At 72.0% G+C, this 15699-nt stretch carries 14 protein-coding genes; 7 read left to right on the forward strand and 7 right to left on the reverse strand.

Annotated features, from left to right (window positions below; genetic code table 11):
• The first annotated feature begins 22 nt into the window (after positions 1-22).
• The 7 genes from KF823_13390 to KF823_13420 all read left to right on the forward strand — a co-directional run bounded on the left by KF823_13390 (position 23) and on the right by KF823_13420 (position 8123).
• Entirely contained in the window at positions 23-1162 is a 1140-nt protein-coding gene (locus KF823_13390) for a substrate-binding domain-containing protein (GenBank protein ID MBX3726899.1), read from the forward strand.
• Entirely contained in the window at positions 1129-1896 is a 768-nt protein-coding gene (locus KF823_13395) for an HAD family hydrolase (protein ID MBX3726900.1), read from the forward strand. The genes KF823_13390 and KF823_13395 overlap by 34 nt, the downstream gene beginning before the upstream one ends.
• Positions 1893-3266, forward strand: coding sequence for a leucyl aminopeptidase family protein (locus KF823_13400; protein ID MBX3726901.1), 1374 nt, complete (start codon positions 1893-1895; stop codon positions 3264-3266). The genes KF823_13395 and KF823_13400 overlap by 4 nt, the downstream gene beginning before the upstream one ends.
• Before the next feature lie 139 nt (positions 3267-3405).
• The gene (locus KF823_13405; protein ID MBX3726902.1) at positions 3406-4617 is read left to right on the forward strand and encodes an efflux RND transporter periplasmic adaptor subunit; all 1212 of its coding nucleotides are present in this window, start codon (positions 3406-3408) and stop codon (positions 4615-4617) included.
• Positions 4618-4630: 13 nt separating this feature from the next.
• Positions 4631-5326, forward strand: a complete 696-nt coding sequence (locus tag KF823_13410) for an ABC transporter ATP-binding protein (GenBank protein ID MBX3726903.1) — start codon at positions 4631-4633, stop codon at positions 5324-5326.
• A 23-nt stretch (positions 5327-5349) separates the two neighbouring features.
• Complete coding sequence (locus KF823_13415) at positions 5350-6504, forward strand: ABC transporter permease (GenBank protein MBX3726904.1); 1155 nt, start codon at positions 5350-5352, stop codon at positions 6502-6504.
• Positions 6505-6938: 434 nt separating this feature from the next.
• Positions 6939-8123, forward strand: coding sequence for an ABC transporter permease (locus KF823_13420; protein MBX3726905.1), 1185 nt, complete (start codon positions 6939-6941; stop codon positions 8121-8123).
• A 15-nt stretch (positions 8124-8138) separates the two neighbouring features.
• Here KF823_13420 and yedA read toward each other — a convergent pair whose 3' ends face one another.
• From yedA to KF823_13455, 7 genes are all read right to left on the reverse strand, one after another.
• Positions 8139-9065: a drug/metabolite exporter YedA gene (yedA, locus tag KF823_13425; protein MBX3726906.1), complete on the reverse strand. Its 927-nt coding sequence runs from the start codon at positions 9063-9065 to the stop codon at positions 8139-8141.
• Between the two features lie 138 nt (positions 9066-9203).
• The gene (locus tag KF823_13430) at positions 9204-11363 is read right to left on the reverse strand and encodes a carboxy terminal-processing peptidase (protein MBX3726907.1); all 2160 of its coding nucleotides are present in this window, start codon (positions 11361-11363) and stop codon (positions 9204-9206) included.
• A gap of 123 nt (positions 11364-11486) precedes the next feature.
• Positions 11487-12470: a lipoyl synthase gene (gene lipA, locus KF823_13435; GenBank protein MBX3726908.1), complete on the reverse strand. Its 984-nt coding sequence runs from the start codon at positions 12468-12470 to the stop codon at positions 11487-11489.
• Positions 12467-13147 carry a lipoyl(octanoyl) transferase LipB gene (gene lipB, locus KF823_13440; GenBank protein ID MBX3726909.1) on the reverse strand — a complete coding sequence of 227 codons (681 nt, stop codon included), beginning with the start codon at positions 13145-13147 and terminating at the stop codon, positions 12467-12469. Before lipB ends, lipA begins: the two co-directional genes overlap by 4 nt.
• On the reverse strand, positions 13144-13356 hold the full coding sequence (locus KF823_13445; GenBank protein MBX3726910.1) for a DUF493 family protein: 213 nt from the start codon (positions 13354-13356) through the stop codon (positions 13144-13146). The genes lipB and KF823_13445 overlap by 4 nt, the downstream gene beginning before the upstream one ends.
• A 63-nt stretch (positions 13357-13419) precedes the next feature.
• Positions 13420-14625, reverse strand: coding sequence for a D-alanyl-D-alanine carboxypeptidase (locus KF823_13450; GenBank protein MBX3726911.1), 1206 nt, complete (start codon positions 14623-14625; stop codon positions 13420-13422).
• Between the two features lie 153 nt (positions 14626-14778).
• A complete protein-coding gene (locus KF823_13455; GenBank protein MBX3726912.1) occupies positions 14779-15699 on the reverse strand; it encodes a septal ring lytic transglycosylase RlpA family protein in 921 nt (306 codons plus the stop codon).

Here is a 15699-nt window from a genome sequence, read left to right on the forward strand (position 1 = left end):
CCGCCAAGCGGATTTCACCTTCATGCGCGTAGCCACCCTGCTCCTGACCGCCGCCTCGGCCCTGCTTGCGGCGGCGCCGGTCCACGCCCAGCTCTCGCTGCGCGGCGACTATGCCGCCGCCCGCGGCCTCACCGAGGTGGGTGCCCTGTACGCGCGCCAGACCCGCACCTCGCTGACGGTCACCCCGTTCAGCACGAATGCCGGCATCGAGGGCGTGATCCGCGGCGAGATCGACATCGCCACCTCAGCCCGCCCCCCGGTCCCCGGCCGCGACGCCGAGCGCCATCTGGTGTTCTGGCCGGTCGCCTGGGACGCGGTGGTGTTCATCGTCCATCCCAGCAACCCGGTACGCGAGCTCAGCCTGGCCCAGGTCCGCGACATCTTCATGGGCCGCCTGGAGAACTGGAACCAGGTCGGCGGCCGCGACGCGCCGATCGACCTGTACTCGGTGATGGGCCCCTATGACGGGCTGGAGTCGTCGATGCGCCAGATCCTGTTCGGCAACCCGGGCTACAACGCCAAGATCCGCCGCCTCTTCCTCAACCAGCACCAGATCGAGATCGGCGTGCAGATGGACCCGGACTCGATCGGCATGACCACCCTGGCGGGCCTGGACAAGCAGCGCGTGCGCGCGCTCGGCATCGAGGGCGTGGCCGCCGACAAGGACACCGTCGCCGATGGCCGCTACCTGCTCACGGTGCCCCTGTACCTCGTGTACCGGGCCGACAATCCCAAGGTCGACGAGATCAACCGCTTCGCCGAGTTCCTGCGCACGCCCGTCGCCGAGAACGTGATCGTCGGCAAGCGCCTGGTGCCGCACCGGGACGACCAGGACTTCCGCGACCTGCACGCGCGCCGGCTGACCACCCTCTGGGAGCGCCTGGGTGGCGAACCGCTGCCGGTCGAACAGGTACGGTTCGCCGGGCGCGACGCCGCACAGGCGGCGGATGCCGGCGACGACGCGGGCGAGGCGACGGCCGCCACCGCCGCGCTGGCGTCCGTCGACGGCATCGAGGGCGATGCGGATGCCGCTGCGGGCGCCGAGGCCGTGGCCGAGGCCGCCGCCCCGGCGGTGCCGAACGGCAGCGGCCAGACCGCCGCCGAGGGGACCGCCGAAGCCGGTGCCGAATGCCGCAGGACGCTGTTCTCGCGCAAGTGCTGAGCGCCAGCACCCGTTCGGCGCCGCCCGCGGCGCTGACCCTGGATCTCGACGATACGCTGTGGCCGATCCTGCCGGTGATCCTGCGCTGCGAGGCGGCGCTGGAATCGTTCCTGCGCGAACACGCGCCTGCGGTGGCGCAACGCTATCCCGGCCTGGCCATGCGCGCCCTGCGCGACACCATCTTCGCCGAACGGCCCGACCTCGCGCACGATTACGGCGCGGTGCGCCGGCTCAGCCTTGAGCGCGCCTTCGAACACTGCGGATTGCACGCGCCGGCGCTGGTCGAGGCGGCCTACGCGTTGTTCTATGCGACCCGCAACGAGGTCGAGTGCTACCCCGAGGTCGACCACACCCTGCCGGCGCTGGCCGCGCGGCACCGGATCGTGGCGCTCACCAACGGCAATGCCGACCTCGCCCGGATCGGCCTCGACCACCACTTCCACGGTGCGGTGTTCGCCCGCCAGGTCGGTTGCGCCAAACCCGACCCGCGCATCTTCGGCCATGCCCTGGCGCTGCTGGAACTGCCTGCCGGCGACGTCTGGCATGTCGGCGACGATCCGCTCATGGATGTCGTCGGCGCCCGCCGCGCCGGCATGGGCGCGGTCTGGCTGAACCGCGACGATCGCCCCTGGCCGCACCCGGACCTGCCCGGTCCGGACCTGGTGGTTCGCGACCTCACCGAACTGGCGGCCCACCTGGCCGACCTTTCACCGACCCCGAGCACTCTCCGATGACCCTGATCTCCCTCGATGCGAACACGTCGGCCACGCCGCTGGTTGCGGTCCGGGCCGACGGACTCGAAGCCCTCCTCGCCACCCTGCCGGCCGCGGCGGCCGGCCACGCGCGCGCCTGCGGCTTCTCCGCCGAGCTGGGCAGCCACTGCCTGCTGCCGGACGGTCAGGGTGCGCTGGCCGCGGTGCTGGTCGGCGCCGGGGAGCCAGCCGACCCCTGGACCCTGGCCGGCCTGCCCCTGTCGCTGCCCGCCGGCGACTACCGCCTGGATCCCCGCGGCCTTGGCCTGGACCCGCTGCCGGCCGGCCTGGGCTGGGCGCTGGGCAGCTACCAGTTCAACCGCTACCGGCAGCCCCGCCGAGCACCGTCGCGCCTGGCGTTGCCGGACGAGGTACTGGGTGCCCTGCAACCGGTCGTCGAGGCGGTGGCCCTGGTGCGCGACCTGGTCAACACCCCGACCGAGCACATGGGGCCAGCCGAGCTCGCCCAGGCCACCAGCCGCCTCGCCGACCGGCATGGCGCGCAGGTCCGGGTGATCGAGGGCGACGACCTGCTGGCGCAGAATTTCCCGGCGATCCACGCGGTCGGCCGCGCCAGCCACCGGCCGCCGCGCCTGATCGAGCTCGACTGGGGCGACGAGGGGCATCCGCGCCTGGCCCTGGTCGGCAAGGGCGTGTGCTTCGACACCGGCGGCCTGGACATCAAGCCGGCCGACGGCATGCTGCGGATGAAGAAGGACATGGGCGGCGCCGCGCACGCCCTGGCGCTGGCCGGCCTGGTCATGGCCGGCGGCCTGCCGGTGCGCCTGAAGCTGCTGATCCCGGCTGTTGAGAATGCCATCGGCCCGGACGCCTATCGTCCTGGCGAGGTGATCGCCACCCGCAAGGGCCTGAGCGTCGAGATCGGCAACACCGACGCCGAGGGCCGGGTGATCCTGTCCGATGCGCTGACCTACGCCGCCGAATGGCAGCCGGCGCTGCTGCTGGACTTCGCCACCCTCACCGGTGCCGCGCGCATCGCCCTGGGCCCGGACCTTCCGGCGCTGTTCGCCAACGACGAGGCACTCGCCGGCGACCTGCTGGCGGCGGGCCTGCGGCAACGCGATCCGCTGTGGCGCATGCCGCTGCACGCACCTTACGCGGCCTTCCTGGACAGCCCGATCGCCGACCTCAACAACGCAGCGGCCAGCAAGCACGCCGGCTGCATCACCGCGGCGCTGTTCCTGCAGCGCTTCGTGTCCGAGGACGTGCCCTGGGCGCACCTGGACGTGTATTCCTGGAACGACGGCGCGCGGCCCGGCCGCCCGGCCGGTGGCGAGGCCCAGGGCCTGCGCGCCTACCACGCGATGTTGCAGGCGCGCTTCCGCGGCTGAGGCGTCGCCCGGCCGCGCGAGCGCGTCCGCGTTCGTTCCGAACGCGGGGGACGGGCGCGGGTGGAGCGGCTGACAGCCATCACTGGCCCTTCGCGCCGGCTGCCGGCAAAGTAGCTTCCTGGCATCGGGAGGCACAGGCATGGAGGGTTCCGAGGAGGTCCTGCGTCAGCTGCGCATCGAGCGCCGGCAGCGGCCGCAGGCGCGGCGTCGTCGCTGGCCCTGGCTGCTGGCCCTCGCGGCGCTGGCGCTGCTGCTGGCCTGGTTGCTGCTGGGCAACCGGCCGGTGCCGGTGGAGACCGTCGCGGCGAGGCCGGCCCAGGCGGGCGGCGGATCGGTGCTGGACGCGAGTGGCTATGTCACCGCGCGACGGCTGGCGACGGTGTCCGCGAAGATCACGGGCAAGGTCGAGGAGGTGCTGATCGAGGAGGGCATGCGGGTCGAGGCCGACCAGGTGCTGGCCCGGCTGGAGGCGGTCGACGCGCTCGCCCAGCAGGCGCTGGCGGAGGCCCAGCTCGACGCCGCACGGACCCAGCTGGGCGAGGTCCGCGCCAACCTGCGCCTGGCGCAGCAGAATCTGGAGCGGCAGCGCAGCCTGCTCGATCGCCGCCTGGTCGCCCAGGCGCAGCTCGACCAGGCACAGGCCGAGTTCGACACCACCCAGGCGCGCCAGGCCAGCCTGGCCCGCCAGGTCGAGGTGGCGCGCAGCCAGGTGGAACTGGCGCGGATCGGCGTCGACAACACCATCGTGCGCGCACCGTTCGCGGGCGTGGTGGTGGCCAAGGCCGCACAACCTGGCGAGATCGTCTCGCCGATCTCGGCCGGCGGCGGTTTCACCCGCACCGGCATCGGCACCATCGTCGACATGGATTCCCTGGAGGTGGAGGTCGACGTCAACGAGGCCTACATCGGGCGGGTGCTGTCCGACCAGCCGGTGGAGGCCGTGCTCAACGCCTATCCGGAGTGGCGCATCCCCGGCTCGGTGATCGCCATCATCCCGACCGCCGACCGCGCCAAGGCGACGGTACGCGTGCGCATCGCCCTCGATGTCGAGGATCCGCGCATCGTCCCCGACATGGGCGTGCGGGTCAGCTTCCTGGAGCAGGCCCGCGCCGATGCGCCGCCGCCCAGGGGCGTGTGGGTGCCTGCGCGCGCCATCGTCGAGCGCGACGGCACCAGCGTGGCGTTCGTGGTCAGCGTGGACCGGGTCCGCCAGGTGCCGGTCGAGGCCGGCGAGCGCCGCGACGCCGACCGCCAGGTGCTGTCCGGGCTGGCCGACGGCGACGCCGTCGTGGTCGGGCCGCTGGAGACGTTGGCCGACGGCGACCGGGTCCAGGTCGGCCGTGGCCGTTGACGGCGCCGCCGCAGTGCCGGCGCCGCTGGTCCGCGTCCGCGGCGTGACCAAGGCCTACGTGCGCGGCAAGCAGCGCATCGAGGTCCTGCACGGCATCGACCTGGACATCCCGGAAGGGGATTTCGTCGCCCTGATGGGTCCCTCGGGTTCCGGCAAGACCACCTTGCTGAACCTGATCGGCGGGCTGGACTCGCCCAGCGCCGGCGAACTGACCGTGGCCGGCGAGCGCATCGACGCGCTGTCCGGCGAGGCGCTGGCGCACTGGCGCGCCGAGACGGTGGGCTTCATCTTCCAGAGCTACAACCTGATGCCGGTGCTGAGCGCACAGCGCAACGTCGAGCTGCCACTGCTGCTCACCTCGCTGGGCGCCGCCGACCGCCGCCGCCGCGCGCGCCTGGCGCTGTCCCTGGTCGGCCTGGACGACCGCGCCGGCCACAAGCCCAGCGAGTTGTCCGGCGGCCAGCAGCAACGGGTGGCGATCGCCCGGGCGCTGGTCTCCGACCCGCGCATCCTGATCTGCGACGAGCCCACCGGCGACCTCGACCGGAAGACCGCCGACGAAGTGCTGACCCTGCTGCAGCTCCTCAACCGGCGGTTCGGCAAGACCATCGTCATGGTCACCCACGACCCCAAGGCCGCCGACTACGCCGCCCGCACCGTGCACCTGGACAAGGGCAGCCTGGTCGACGCGCCGGCCGCGGGCCACTGAACGATGCCGGGGCACGGGCCGCCATGAAGTACCTGCACCTGGTCTGGAGCGCCCTGTTGCGTCGCAAGACGCGCACCCTGTTCACCCTGCTGTCGCTGACCGCGGCGTTCCTGCTGCTCGGCCTGCTGCAGGCGATGAACTCGCTGGTCGCCGGCAGCGCGGATTTCCTGGGCGCCGACCGGCTGATCACCCAGGCGCGGATCAGTTTCACCCAGCCGCTGCCGATGCGCATGCTACCGCAGGTGGAATCGGTGCCGGGCGTGACCCGGGTCGCGCACTCGCAGTTCTTCGGGGGCGTCTACCAGGACCAGCGCCAGGGCTTTCCGCAGTTCGTGGTCGGGCCGCAGCGGCTGCTCGACGTCTACCCCGAATGGATTCTCCCGGAGGAACAGCGGCTGGCCTTCGTCTCGACCGCGGACGGCGCCATCGTCGGCGCCCGGCTGGCCGAGCGCTTCGGCTGGAAGCTCGGGGACATCGTGCCGCTGACAAGCTTCATCTGGACGCGGGCCGACGGCAGCCGCAACTGGGAGTGGCGGATCGTCGGCATCTTCGAGGGTCGCGATGCCGAATGGCGCGACCGCGCCCAGCTCATGTACCTCAACTACGCGCAGTTCGACGAGGCGCGCAGCCCGGGCGCCCGCGGCCTGGCCGGCATCTTCATCGTCCAGGTCGCCGACCCGGGGATGGCCGAAGAAATCGCCGCCGCCGTCGATGCGCGCTTCGAGAACAGCCCGGACGAGACCAAGACCCAGGCCGAGGCCGAGTTCCAGCTCGGTTTCCTGCGCCAGTTCGGCGACATCGGTTTCATCATGAACGCGATCTCCGGGGCGGTGTTCTTCACCATCCTGATCCTGACCGGCTTCACAATGAGCCAGGCGGTCCGCGAGCGCATCCCCGAACTGGCCGTGCTCAAGTGCCTGGGCTTCACCGACCGCACCGTGCTCTGGCTGGTGCTGGCCGAAGCCCTGCTGCTGTGCGCCCTGGGCGCCCTGGCCGGGATGCTGCTGGCCAGCGCAGTGACCGGCGCCCTGCCCCCGGACTTTCCGCCCTTGCGCACCGACCTGCGGGTCTGGGCGTTCGCCGGCATCAGTGTGCTGGCCCTGGCAACCGCGGTCGGCCTGCCGCCGGCACTGCGCGCGATGCGCCTGCGCATCGTCGACGCCCTGGCCGGGAGATGAGCATGCCGGGGCCCTGCCCGCCGATTACCGGAACAGCGCCATGAGGACCTGGCGCCAGGTGGCCGCCATCGTCGCGATGAACCTGCGCAGCATTCCGCAGCGTTGGGGGCGAGCCGGGGCATTCGCGGCCTGCGTCGGATCGCAGGCCGCGCCGGCGAGCGCCGCGCCATGGAGGGCGCGGCCGGCGCAGCCCGCCATGGACGGCTCGCAGCGGCTCGTACCGGCTGGGGCGGGGCGATGAGGACCTGGCGCCAGGTGGCCGCCATCGTCGCGATGAACCTGCGCAGCATTCCGCAGCGTTGGGGGCGAGCCGGGGCTTTCGCGGCCTGCGTCGGATCGCAGGCCGCGCCGGCGAGCGCCGCGCCATGGAGGGCGCGGCCGGCGCAGCCCGCCATGGACGGCTCGCAGCGGCTCGTGCCGCCTGGGGCGGGACGATGAGGACCTGGCGCCAGGTGGCGGCCATCGTCGCGATGAACCTGCGCAGCATTCCGCAGCGTTGGGGCGCATCCCTGGTCATCATCGTCGGCATCGCCGGCGTGGTCGCCGTGCTGGTCGCCATGCTTTCGATGTCGACGGGTCTGCGCCGGACCCTGTCGGCGACCGGCGAGCTCGACCGGTCCCTGGTCCTGCGCGCCGGCGCCAACGCCGAACTGTCCAGTTTCCTGGACCGTGCCGCGGCGACCCGCATCAAGAACGATCCCTCGGTGCGGCGCGATGCCGATGGCCTGCCGATCGCCTCGGCCGAACTGATCGTGATCGCCGAGGTGCCGCGGCGCGGCCAGCGCACCGGCGCCAACGTCTCCCTGCGCGGCGTCGAGCCGGCCGGCGTCGCCATGCGCCCGGAATGGCGGCTGGTACAGGGACGGATGTTCCGGCCCGGCCTGCGCGAGCTGGTGGTCGGCCAGGGCGCCGCCGGCCAGTTCGCCGGCCTGGCGATCGGCGACACCCTGCGCCTGCGCGGCTCGACCTGGACCATCACCGGCGTATTCGACTCCGGCGGCGATGGCCATGCCACCGAGTTGTGGGGCGATGCCGAGGCGGTACAGAGCGCCTTCGGCCGGACCGGCTTCTCCTCGGTGCTGGCCCAGCTCACCCACGGCGATGCCTTCGACGCCATGAAGGCCCGCCTGACCGTCGATCCGACCCTGACCGTGGATGTCTTCCGGGAACAGGAGTTCTTCAGCGCCCAGTCGCAGACGCTGACCTTCCTGATCGGCCTGCTGACCAACATCATCGCCGCGATCATGGCCTTCGGCGCGCTGTTCGGCGCGCTCAACACCATGTACTCCGCGGTCTCGGCGCGTACCGCGGAGATCGGCACGCTGCGCGCGCTGGGATTCGGACGGCTGCCGGTGGTCGCCTCGGTGATGGCCGAATCGATGCTGCTGTCGGCGCTGGGCGGCGCGCTGGGCGCGGCGCTGGCCTGGCTGCTGTTCAACGACTACAGCGTCAGCACCCTGGGCCAGGGCTTCACCCAGGTCGCCTTCAACTTCGCGGTCACTCCGGCCCTTGTGCTGCAGGGCCTGGTCTGGGCGCTGGCGATCGGCTTCCTGGGCGGCCTGATGCCGGCCCTGCGCGCGGCGCGCCTGCCGGTCACCGCGGCCTTGCGGGCGATCTGAGCCGAGGCCCGGAGATCAGGCAGGGGTCCTGGTCACCGGCCGCACCGTGCCCGGTGGCGGCGCCGCGCCGCGGCTGATGAGCACGACGCCCGACAGGATCACCGCCATCGCCAGCACGGTCTGCCAGCCGACCTGTTCGCCGGCCAGCAGGGCGCCGAGCAGGACCGCGATCGGCGGATTGACGTAGGCATAGCTGGTCGCCAGCGCCGGCCGCACGTTGTTGAGCAGCCAGATGTAGGCGCCGAAGCCGATGATCGAGCCGAACACCGCCAGGTAGGCCAGCGCGGCGATCGCGGTAGCCGGCGGCGTGCCCTCGATGCGCTCGCCGGTGGCCAGGCCGAAGGCCAGCATCGCGATGCCGCCGGTCAGCATCTGCGCCGCCGTGCTCATGAACGGCGGCGGCAGGTCGCGGCCCCGGCTCCAGACCGAACCGAACGCCCACGAGGCGGCCGCGACGACCAGCGCCAGGGCCGCAAGCGGCCTGGCCTGCAGCGCCTCGCCGGCATTCAGCAGCAGCACGCCGGCGAAGCCGACCAGCAAGCCCAGCCACTCCATGCCCCGGTAACGACGGCCGAACGCCAGGCCGAACAGCGCCGCCCACAGCGGCATCGAGGCGACCGCGATCGCCGCCAGGCCGGACGCCACCCATTGCTGGGCCACCGATACCAGGCCGTTGCCCATGCCGAGCAGCAGCACGCCCATCAGCGCGGCATTGCGCCACTGGCGCGCCGTCGGCGCCGGCTGGCCGCGCAACCGCAGCCACAGGTAGACGGCCGACCCGGCGCACACGAAGCGCAGGCCGGCCATCAGGAAGGGCGGAAAACCCTGCAGGCCGAAGCGGATGCCCAGGTAGGTCGAACCCCAGATGAGGTAGACGGCGAGCAGGCCGAGGCCGACCTGCACGCGCGTGGCTGGGGCACCGTCGGGCTCCGCTGCCGTCATCGGGGATCCGGGGATGTTGCCGCGAACCTGCGGCGGGGGCTGCGCGCGCTCCCCGAAGCGGCTGGCCGTAGCCGCGCCCGGGGATCGCGTTTACCGCGGCACGGACCGCCGGGATACCCGGGGCGCTGCCGGCGGGATCTACTCGACCTGGGCGCCCTCGGCCCTTGGGGGCACCAGCCCGGCCAGGCGCAGATCCTCGTTGCCCAGGGCGATGGCGTCGGCCAGGATCCGGGATGCCTCCACGACCAGGGCGTCCGGCCGGTTGTTGAGCCGGGCCCGCTCCTCGGCAGCGAGCGATTCCGCCAGGCCGCGCTCGTCGGCCTGCAGGCCATCGTCGCCGCGCCCGCCATCGGCATCGGCCACGCCGAGTTCGGCACGGCGCGCCTCGCGCTGACGCCGGCGCGCTTCCTGGCGGTCGCGCTCGGCCCGCCGCTCGCGCTCGACCAGCGACACGCTGCGCTCCTCGCGCTGGCGCCGGTACTCGGCGATGTCCTCCTGCCAGAATCGGAACTCGTCGTCTGCGGCGATGCGGGCGAGATGGCGGGCCTGCAGGGGCGCCAGCAGCGGCGACAGGTCGGCGACAGGCTGGTACTTGGCGGCGTCGATCTGCATCCAGGGCAGCGCGTTGTCGTAGGTGCCCTCGCCGTAGTCCTCGGCGTCCAGGCTGACCGGGAACTGGATGTCGGGGGTGACGCCCTTGACCTGGGTGCTGCCGCCATTGATCCGGAAGAACTGCGCGGTGGTGAACTTGAGCTGGCCGTGGCGGGCGCCCTCGCGGCCGCTCAGCTGGTCCAGGCTGATCAGGTTCTGCACCGTGCCCTTGCCGTAGGTCGGCTCGCCGATCACCAGGCCACGGCCGTAGTCCTGGATGGCTGCCGCGAAGATCTCCGAGGCCGAAGCCGAAACCCGGTTGACCAGCACCGCCAGCGGTCCGTCCCAGGCCCGGCCCGGCCGGCGGTCGCGATTGACGTCGACCCGACCCTGGGCATTGCGGACCTGGACCACCGGCCCCTGGTCGATGAACAGGCCGGTCAGTTCGGTGGCCTCGTCCAGCGAGCCGCCGCCGTTGTTGCGCAGGTCCAGCACGACGCCGTCGACACCCTCGTCGCGCAGCTCGGCCAGCAGCTTGGCGACGTCGCGGGTGGCGCTGCGGTAATCCGGCTCGCCGCGGCGGCGCGCCTCGAAGTCCTGGTAGAAGGTGGCCAGTTCGATCACGCCGATGCGGCGGGCGATGCCGCCATCGTCGACTTCGATGACCCGCTTCTTGGCGGCCTGCTCCTCCAGCTTGACCCGCTGCCTGACGATCGCCATGCGGGTCGGCCGGGCGTCGGCGCTGGCCTGCACGGGCACGACGTCCAGTCGCACGGTGGAGTCCTTCGGGCCGCGGATCAGCGCCACGGTGTCGTCCAGGCGCCAGCCGATCACATCGACCATCGGGCCTTCGCCGTCCTGGCCGACCGCCATGATGCGGTCGCCCGGCTTCAGCCCGGCACGGTCGGCCGGGCCGCCGGGCACCACCGAACGGATCAGGGTGTACTCGTCGTCGCGCTGCAGGACCGCGCCGATGCCCTCCAGGGAGAGGCTCATCTGGATCTCGAAGGCGTCGGCGCTGCGCGGCGAGAAGTAGCTGGTGTGCGGCTCGATGGCGCCGGCGTAGGCGTTGATGAAGGTCTGGAACACGTCCTGGCTGTCGATCTCGGCGATGCGGTCGGCGAATCTCTGGTAGCGCTTGTCGAGGGTGTCGACGATGTCGGCAGCGCGCTTTCCGGCCAGGCGCAGCCGCAGCCAGTCGTTCTTGACCCGCTTGCGCCAAAGCTCGTCCAGCTCCGCCGTCGAGGCCGCCCAGGGCACGTCGCGGCGGTCGTAGTCGTACTGCTCGTCGACCTCGAAGTCGAAACCCTCGCGCAGCAGGGCGCGGGCATGGGCGGTACGCTCGGCGACCCGCTCGACGTAGCGGTTGAACATGGCGAACGGCGCCTCCAGCGCCTGGTTGCGGATCGCATCGTCCAGCAGGTAACGGTGCCGCTCGAATTCGTCGATGTCGGCCTGCACCAGGAACAGGCGGTCGGAATCCAGCGACTTGAGATAACTGTCGAAGATCGTCGAGGACAGCTCGTCGTCCAGCGGCAGCGCGCGGTAGTGCACGCGGCTGAGCGTGTACATCGCGAACACCGCGGTCTTGCCCTGTTCGGGCAGGGGCGCCAGCGCGCTGGCGGACGGCGGAGCCGCCTGGCGCGCCGCCGCGGCGCCGACGGCCACGAGCAGCGCGAACAGGAGGGCCGGAAGGGTGCGACGGATCATGGGGAACTCCGGGGGTCGCCAGGCGGGGCGGCGATCAGGTACACAGACATAGCGCCGACCGGCAGGTTCCGCAAGTGCGGCAGGTTGTCGGCGGGGCAGGACGGGACGGGCGCGGCCCGTTCAGGCAACCTCGGCGACCCCGGCGGCATGGGCCATCTGGTCGGCATGGTAGGACGAGCGCACCAGGGGCCCGCTCGCGACGTGGCGGAAGCCCAGGGCCTCGCCCAGCCGGGCGATCTGCGCGAACTCGTCCGGGGTCCAGTAGCGGACCACGGGGTGGTGGGCGCGGGACGGCTGCAGGTATTGGCCGACCGTCAGCATGTCCACATCGTGGCGCCGCAGGTCGTGCAGAACCGCCTCGACCTGGGCCATGGTCTCGCCCAGTCCCAGCATGATGCCGCTCTTGGTGGGCACCTGGGGGTGCTGGGCCTTGAAGCGGCGCAGCAGATCCAGCGACCAGGCATAGTCGGCGCCCGGCCGGACCTGGCGGTACAGCTCGGGAACGGTCTCGACGTTGTGGTTGAAGACGTCCGGCGGCTGGCCGGCGAACGCCTCCAGGGCGCGCTCGACCCGGCCCCGGCCCCGGAAGTCGGGCACCAGGATCTCGATCTGGATGCCCGGCACCCGGGCACGGACTTCGGCGATGCAGGCCGCGAAGTGGCCGGCACCGCCGTCGCGCAGGTCGTCGCGGTCCACCGAGGTGATCACCACGTAGCGCAAGGCCATGTCGGCGATGGTGCGCGCGAGGTTGGCCGGCTCGGCCGGGTCAGGGGGCAGCGGCCGGCCATGGGCGACGTCGCAGAACGAACAGCGCCGCGTGCAGACCTCGCCCAGCACCATGAAGGTCGCCGTGCCCTTGCCGAAGCACTCGTGGATGTTGGGGCAGGACGCCTCCTCGCAGACGGTCACCAGCCGGTTGGCGCGCAGCTTGCCCTTGAGCTCGGCGACCGCACTGTTGGCAGGCAGCCGGACCCGGATCCAGGCGGGCTTGCGCAGCAACGGGCCATCGGCATCGAAGCCGGCGGTGTTGCGGGCGATCTTGGCGTCGGCCTTCTGCTTTTCGCCTTCGACCAGGACCGGGATCTGCTTGGCGGCGGGGTTCATCGCAACTCCGGGGCGGAGGCAGGCAGCGGCCGCAGGCCGAGTGCCGCGGCGAGCCTGGGGACCAGCGCGCGATCGACGTCGGCGAGGCTGCCGGGACCACCCAAGTCTAGCACCTGGGTCACTTCCAGCCCCGCGAACCCGCAGGGATTGATGCGCCGGAACGGCTCCAGGTCCATGGCGACGTTGAAGGCCAGGCCATGGAAACTGCAGGCCCTGCGGACCCGCAGCCCCAGCGCCATCACCTTTGCGCCGTCGACATAGACGCCCGGGGCGCCCTCGCGACGAAGCCCGGCGATCCCCCATTCCGACAGGGTGTCGATCACCGCCTGTTCGATCCGGCAGACCAGTTCGCGCACGCCCAGGCCGGCGCGGCGCAGGTCGATCAGCGGATAGGCGACCCGCTGGCCGGGACCGTGGTAGGTGACCTGGCCACCTCGGTCGACCGGCAGCACCGGGATGTCGCCCGGCGCCAGCACGTGCTCCGGGCGGCCCGCCTGGCCCAGGGTGAACACCGGCGGATGCTCCACCAGCCAGAGTTCGTCGTCGGTTCCCCCATGTCGCTGGTCGGTGAACGCCTGCATGGCCCGCCACACGGGGAGGTAGTCGGCGAGCCCGAGGTCGCGCACCAGCAGGGGCCGCGGGGGCGTCGCGGCGGGGTCCGTTCCCGTGCCGCTCACAGCAGCCACTTCACGCCCGGGTGACCGCGCACCGCCTCGATCACGGCGTTGAGCTGGTCGCGGTCGGCGGCGAGGAAATTGATGTGCACGGCGACGTAGTTGCCGGCGCTGCTCTCGCGGACCCGCAGGGTGCCGGCCAGGACCTGGCCGCCGGCAGCAGCGACCAGATCGGGCAACGCCTTGTCGATGCCCGCACCCGCGGCGCCCATCGCCGACACCTCGAAGGTGCCGGGGAACTCGTAGGCCTCACCCTCAAGGTTCTTCACGGCGGCTCACTCGAACAGCAGCAGGAAGGCATGCCAGGTTCGCCGGAAGAATCCGGCCTCCTCGTGCTCGTCCAGGCTGACCAGCGGCGCCTCGGCCACCGGCTGGCCGGCCAGGGTGACCTTGACGCTGCCCACGGCCGCGCCCCGCGCCTGCGGTGCGATCAGGGTTTCGGGCAGCAGCATCTCGGCCTGCAATTCCTCGTAGCGGCCACGCGGAATGGTGACATGGAGGTCGCGGGCCACGCCCAGGCGGGCCTGGTCGGCGGGTGCGCGCCAGATGTCCGGGCTCGCGACCACCTCGCCGGCCGCATAGAGGCGATGTGTCTCGAACGCCCGGAAGCCCCAGTTGAGCAGGGACTGGTTGGCATCCTCGCGCTGCCGGAAGCCCTCGCTCCGGCTGCCTTCGATGCCCATCACCACCGAGATCAGCCGCTGGTCGCCGCGCAGGGCGGATGCGGCCAGGCAATAGCCGGCGGCCGAGGTGTGGCCGGTCTTGATGCCGTCGACGGTGGGGTCGCGGAACAGCAATCCGTTGCGGTTGTACTGGCGGATGCCGCCGTAGGTGTACTCGCGGACGGAGTACAGGGCGTAGTGGTCCGGGAAGTCCCTGATCAGCGCGCTGGCCAGCACGGCGATGTCGTAGGGGCTCATCTGGTGACCCGGCGCCGTCAGGCCGTGCGAGTTCACGAAATTGGAGTTGCGCATGCCGAGCCGTCGCGCCGTCGCGTTCATCAGGTCGGCAAAGGCCTCCTCGCTGCCGGCGATGTGCTCGGCCAGGGCGATCGAGGCGTCGTTGCCCGACTGGATGACCATGCCCTGCACCACATCCTCGAGCCGGACCCTGGAGTTAACAGCGAGCGCGCTGAACGAGCCGTCGGTGCCGGCGCCGCCCTCGCGCCAGGCGCGCTCGGAGATGAACACCTCGTCGTCCCGGTTGATGCGTCCGGCGGCCAGCGCCTCGGCGACCAGGTAGGAGGTCATCACCTTGGTGATGCTGGCCGGGTCGGCCGGGGCATGCTCGTTATGTCCGGCCAGGACCTGGCCACTGGCGTGGTCGAGCAGCACCCAGGCGCGGCCGGGCACCTGCGGCGGGGTCGCGGGAACCGCTGGCGCAGCGGGTGCGGGGGCTGGCGCGGGGGCCGGTGCCGGAACCGGCTGCGGTTCCTGGGCGGCGGCGACAGTGGCCAGGCCGGCCAGGACGAGTGCGAGCATCCTTCTCACGGTGAGATCTCCTGAATACACGGGACGGGCCGGCGCGAACGATCAGGCGCGTCTGCGCCAGGGACGGGGCTGGACCCTGCAATCGAGCAAGGGCGCCACGTTAACCGCATCGGCTGGCGCGGTCACGCGCCACGTCCGGCGGATTCAGTTTCCGATAACGATCGGTGTCGCCGGCAGGCCCAGCAGGCGCAGGCGGGCCTTGGCTTCCTCCACGGCGGCAGCGGTGAAGGGGCCGGCATGGACACGGTACAGGGGCGGCTGCCCGGCATCGGGCTCGACGAGCCGCGCCGATTCGCCGGACTGACGAAGGCGGCTCACCAGGGCCTGGGCATTGGCGCGCTCGCCGAAGGCGCCCAGCTGCAGCCAGACCGTGGTCGGACCGGCGGCCGGAGCCGGCAGCAGCACCGGCCCGTCCGGCGCGATCGCCTCGACCTCGACCAGGGCGGTGCCGGTCTCGTAGACACCCAGCTTCAGGGCCGCCACGTAGCTGAGGTCGATGATTCTGCCGTCATGGAAGGGACCGCGGTCGTTGACCCGGACCACCACGCTGCGCCCGTTGCCCAGGTGCGTCACGCGCGCATAGCTGGGCAACGGCAGGGTCTTGTGGGCCGCGGTGAAGGCGCACATGTCATAGGGCTCCATGCTCGACGTGGCGCGGCCGTGGAACTTGGCGCCATACCAGGATGCAAGTCCGCGCTCCCGGTAGTTGCGGACATCGCTGAGCACGCGGTACTCGCGGCCGAGCACCGTGTAGACCGGCCGGTTGCCGTACCTGCTGAGGGGTTCGGCGCGGGGCACAGGCTCGGCGATGCGATCGAGGTCCGGTCGGCCGGTCGGCGCATGGTCGCGCTGGCCAGGCCGGTACAGGCCGCCAGCGGTGTAGTCGGCCTCGTCGTGCTCGTAGATCTGCGCGCAGGGGTCGGCGCCCTGCACCGCTGTCGCCACGCCCCCGGCACCTGGCTGGGGCGCGATCCCGGCGCTGCCCGGCCTGGGCTTGCCCTTGCCGGCACAGCCGGCCAGCAACGTGACGGCGAGCAGCAGGATCAGGCGCCCGGACCCGGCCAT

The organism is Lysobacterales bacterium (assembly GCA_019634735.1).
Lineage (GTDB): Bacteria > Pseudomonadota > Gammaproteobacteria > Xanthomonadales > UBA2363 > Pseudofulvimonas.

What these genes read in the sequence shown, in the direction of transcription:
- KF823_13390 (MBX3726899.1), top strand. Translation starts at nt 23, where the DNA reads ATGCGCGTAGCCACCCTGCTCCTGACCGCCGCCTCGGCCCTGCTTGCG.
- KF823_13395 (MBX3726900.1), top strand. Translation starts at nt 1,129, where the DNA reads ATGCCGCAGGACGCTGTTCTCGCGCAAGTGCTGAGCGCCAGCACCCGT.
- KF823_13400 (MBX3726901.1), top strand. Translation starts at nt 1,893, where the DNA reads ATGACCCTGATCTCCCTCGATGCGAACACGTCGGCCACGCCGCTGGTT.
- KF823_13405 (MBX3726902.1), top strand. Translation starts at nt 3,406, where the DNA reads ATGGAGGGTTCCGAGGAGGTCCTGCGTCAGCTGCGCATCGAGCGCCGG.
- KF823_13415 (MBX3726904.1), top strand. Translation starts at nt 5,350, where the DNA reads ATGAAGTACCTGCACCTGGTCTGGAGCGCCCTGTTGCGTCGCAAGACG.
- KF823_13420 (MBX3726905.1), top strand. Translation starts at nt 6,939, where the DNA reads ATGAGGACCTGGCGCCAGGTGGCGGCCATCGTCGCGATGAACCTGCGC.
- yedA (MBX3726906.1), bottom strand. Translation starts at nt 9,065, where the DNA reads ATGACGGCAGCGGAGCCCGACGGTGCCCCAGCCACGCGCGTGCAGGTC.
- lipA (MBX3726908.1), bottom strand. Translation starts at nt 12,470, where the DNA reads ATGAACCCCGCCGCCAAGCAGATCCCGGTCCTGGTCGAAGGCGAAAAG.
- KF823_13445 (MBX3726910.1), bottom strand. Translation starts at nt 13,356, where the DNA reads ATGGGCGCCGCGGGTGCGGGCATCGACAAGGCGTTGCCCGATCTGGTC.
- KF823_13450 (MBX3726911.1), bottom strand. Translation starts at nt 14,625, where the DNA reads ATGCTCGCACTCGTCCTGGCCGGCCTGGCCACTGTCGCCGCCGCCCAG.
- KF823_13455 (MBX3726912.1), bottom strand. Translation starts at nt 15,699, where the DNA reads ATGGCCGGGTCCGGGCGCCTGATCCTGCTGCTCGCCGTCACGTTGCTG.